A 4,053-nucleotide genomic window follows, 5' to 3' on the forward strand; every position below is an offset into this window, starting at 1 on the left:
ATTGCCAAGGCTTCAGTATAGAGGGGTTCTGCTTCTGGGTATCTCCCTTGTGAGTAGTAAAGTCCTGCTAAATTATTGAGGCTACCGGCTACATCGGGGTGGTCTTGGTTGGGATAGATTCGCTTTCTCATTGCCAAGGCTTCAGTATAGAGGGGTTCTGCTTCTGGGTATCTCCCTTGTGACTCGTAAAGTGCTGCTAAATTATTGAGGCTACCGGCTACATCGGGGTGGTCTTGGTTGGCATAGATTCGCTTTCTCATTGCCAAGGCTTCAGTATAGAGGGGTTCTGCTTCTGGGTATCTCCCTTGTGAGTAGTAAAGTCCTGCTAAATTATTGAGGCTAGTGGCTACATCGGGGTGGTCTTGGTTGGCATAGATTCGCTTTCTCATTGCCAAGGCTTCAGTATAGAGGGGTTCTGCTTCTGGGTATCTCCCTTGTGAGTTGTAAAGTAGAGCTAAATTATTGAGGCTAGTGGCTACATCGGGGTGGTCTTGGTTGGCATAGATTCGCTTTCTCATTGCCAAGGCTTCAGTATAGAGGGGTTCTGCTTCTGGGTATCTCCCTTGTGAGTTGTAAAGTAGAGCTAAATTATTGAGGCTAGTGGCTACATCGGGGTGGTCTTGGTTGGCATAGATTCGCTTTCTCATTGCCAAGGCTTCAGTATAGAGGGGTTCTGCTTCTGGGTATCTCCCTTGTGAGTAGTAAAGAAATGCTAAATTATTGAGGATGAGGGCTACATCTGGGTGGTCTTGGTTAGGATATAAACCCCGTCTTATCTCTAAAACTCTCTCTAAAAGTTGAATAGCCTCTGAGTATTCACCCTGTTGATATAATTCTATCCCTCGTGCTTCTAGTTCATCAGCTTCTGCCTCCTCTGACCCTGATTGAGCCAGTTGCATTGGCTGTGTCTGCATAGTCATATCTGTATCTTGGGCTAATACTCTCACTAGTAAAAATGTGGGTAATAGAGTAAAACTAATGATTGTAAATAAAATTTGTTTTTTCATGGTTTATTTGTGTTATTCAAAATAAGTAAACTTTTCTCTCTCCAACAGCTATTTTCCCTTTTTTACTTTTGATAAATAGATTTAGTCCCACCCCCATCAGGCAAAGCCCTCCAGTCTCCTGAAGGAATAAAAGCACCCCAGAAAAAGGGATGTTCAGTTTCCTGTGAGGCCATCATCTCCAACTGTACTTGACGCAATGCCTCTCCCCTGTCTTCTCCTTCTAGGATGCGTGTGTAGTATGCTACCATCAACTCCTGTGTCTTCTCATCACTCACTTTCCACAGACTCATTAACTGACTTTCGGCTCCCGCTAGGGTAAATGCCCTTCTTAAACCATAGACCCCCTCTCCTGGTGCTACATCCCCCAATCCTGTCTCACAAGCTGATAACACCACCAAACGGGTGCCTCGCAGGTTTAAACCCGTTACCTCTAAAGCCGTTAACACACCATCCTCTGACCCACTCTCTCTTTGATTGAACCCGGCTAAAGCTAACCCTGACCTGAGTAAGGGGTTTTCTCTGATGGTCAAATCTTCTGGTGAATCATTCGGTTGTGATTGAGGTGGAAAGAAAAAACCATGGGTGGCTAAGTGGAGAAACTCCGGTGTGGATTGTTCTTTGAGATTATTTTCACTGGCTTCGCTTTCAGTAAACACCAGTAAATTATCTACTAACCCCTCAATCTGTTCTCCTTCTATTTTCGTGCCTTCTAAGGGGCCAAAAGTTAGGGTTTCTATATCTCCTGAGGGAATACTGTCCACCCTAGCTGTACCAAAATCAGGATTAGCCATCAAGACAGGGGGTGAGGGTTGACGGTCTCGAAACAAGTCTAAACGGAGTAAATCGCGACCTGAGGTGAGATAAGTAATTAAGTAGTTTTCCAGGAGATATTCTTCTGCCTCGTCCATTAAAACGGCAAAAGGCACCAGATTAAGACTACTATCAGGAGCAATAAGTAAGTGGGTAGCATCGCCAACCAAGGGTCTAAGGGGGGCGAAAATGAGAGCATCAAGTTCTCTAGCCGCCTCTTGGGTAGTTTCTAAGTTAAATTCCGTACTCACAGTTCCTAAACCTCTATCTCCTCCTTGTAGCTGGCTACGGAGTTGTTCAATTTGGGCGTTAATAATACTAGCTGGACCTAAATCAAGCCACTGGGCCTGCCCTTGAGGAAGAAGAATATATACGGCATAGCGAGGTTCACCGAAACGTTCATCAGATGCCGCAGTAAAATTAACAGGTCGATACTGGATAAACTCAATTAAAGCAGCATTAGCGGGAATGGCATCTTGTACAGCAGAAATAGTTACTGGGGTAGTTTGTTGTCCCAATTCCGCCATAAGAGAACTTAATTGGGCTTCAAGACTAGTAATTTCCCCAGAAAGTTCTTGGAGTTGGGTTTGTCTTTGTTCTCGTTGAGTGGGGTCACTAGGTAAAGGGCGATTGGCAAGGGTGGCAAGTTGGGTTTGAGTAGTCGCGAGTTTATCAAACAGTTGTCTCGTTTGAGGGTCTGATTGAGCCCGCAAAGTTTGTAAAGTTTGACCCATTGCATCGAGTATCCGTCCTTTGCGACGTAGAATGGTAGTTAAAGCTAAATTAGCTGCTTCTAGATTGTCGGGTAATTCTTGTAAATGAAAGGAGACATAACCATCTCTGGTACCTTGAAATAAGTGGAGAAATTGTTTTTTTTGTTGTTCAGAACCAATCAGAAGGTTTTCGGCAATGATTGCTTCTTCTACCTCACTAGCTTCAGTTAATAAATTAAGTGCTGAGGTATATTTTTTTTGTGAGGAGTAAAATAATCCTAAATTATTTAACCCTCGTGCTATATCGCGGTGGTCTTGGTTGGGATATATTCGCTTATACATAGCTAGTGATTCAATTAAGAGGGGTTCTGCCTCTTTGTATCTTTTTTGTGAATAGTAAAATAATCCTAAATTATTCAGCCCTAATGCTATACTTGGGTGGTCTTGGTTGGGATATATTCGTTTATACATAGCCAAGGCTTCAGTATATAGAGGTTCTGCTTCGGCATATTTTTCTTGTGACTCGTACAATGCTGCTAAATTATTGAGTCCTCTTGCTATATCGGGGTGGTCTTGGTTGGAATATATTTGTTTATATATAGCTAAGGCTTGAGTTAATAGGGGTTCTGCTTCGGCATATCTCTTTTGTGTTCTGTAAAGTAATCCTAAATCGTTTAAGCTAAGGGCTACATCAGGATGCTCTTGGTTTGAATATATTCGCTTTGTCATAGCTAAGGCTTCAATATAGAGAGGTTCTGCTTTTTCGTATCTCCCTTGGGAATTGTAAAGATATGCTAAATTATGAAGACTAGTTGCTAAACTCAGATGGTCTTGGTTAGGATATATTCGTTTATGCATAGCCAAGGCTTCAGTATATAGATGTTCTGCGTCTTTGTATTTCCCTTGTGACTCGTAAAGTCCTGCTAAGTTGTTGAGGCTAGTGGCTACATCGGGGTGGTCTTGGTTGGGATAGATTCGCTTTATCATTGCCAAGGCTTCAGTATAGAGGGGTTCTGCTTCTGGGTATCTCCCTTGTGAGTTGTAAAGTATTGCTAAATTATTGAGGCTAGTGGCTACATCGGGGTGGTCTTGGTTGGGATAGATTCGCTTTCTCATTGCCAAGGCTTCAGTATAGAGGGGTTCTGCTTCTGGGTATCTCCCTTGTGAGTTGTAAAGTATTGCTAAATTATTGAGGCTAGTGGCTACATCGGGGTGGTCTTGGTTGGGATAGATTCGCTTTCTCATTGCCAAGGCTTCAGTATAGAGGGGTTCTGCTTCTGGGTATCTCCCTTGTGAGTTGTAAAGTAGAGCTAAATTATTGAGGCTAGTGGCTACATCGGGGTGGTCTTGGTTGGCATAGATTCGCTTTCTCATTGCCAAGGCTTCAGTATAGAGGGGTTCTGCTTCTGGGTATCTCCCTTGTGAGTTGTAAAGTAGAGCTAAATTATTGAGGCTAGTGGCTACATCGGGGTGGTCTTGGTTGGCATAGATTCGCTTTCTCATTGCCAAGGCTTCAGTATAGA

Annotated in this window: 2 protein-coding genes; both read right to left on the reverse strand. The window is 43.3% G+C overall.

All coding sequences use genetic code 11. The annotated features are described in order from the left end of the window. On the reverse strand, positions 1 to 1,007 hold a 1,007-nt coding region (locus tag MW688_RS02840; RefSeq protein ID WP_486734402.1), incomplete at its 3' end, for a tetratricopeptide repeat protein. Between the two features lie 62 nt (positions 1,008 to 1,069). Then, positions 1,070 to 4,053 (reverse strand): CHAT domain-containing tetratricopeptide repeat protein (locus tag MW688_RS02845; RefSeq protein WP_486734403.1); only part of this gene is annotated, 2,984 nt, incomplete at its 5' end.

The organism is Johannesbaptistia floridana (assembly GCF_057440575.1).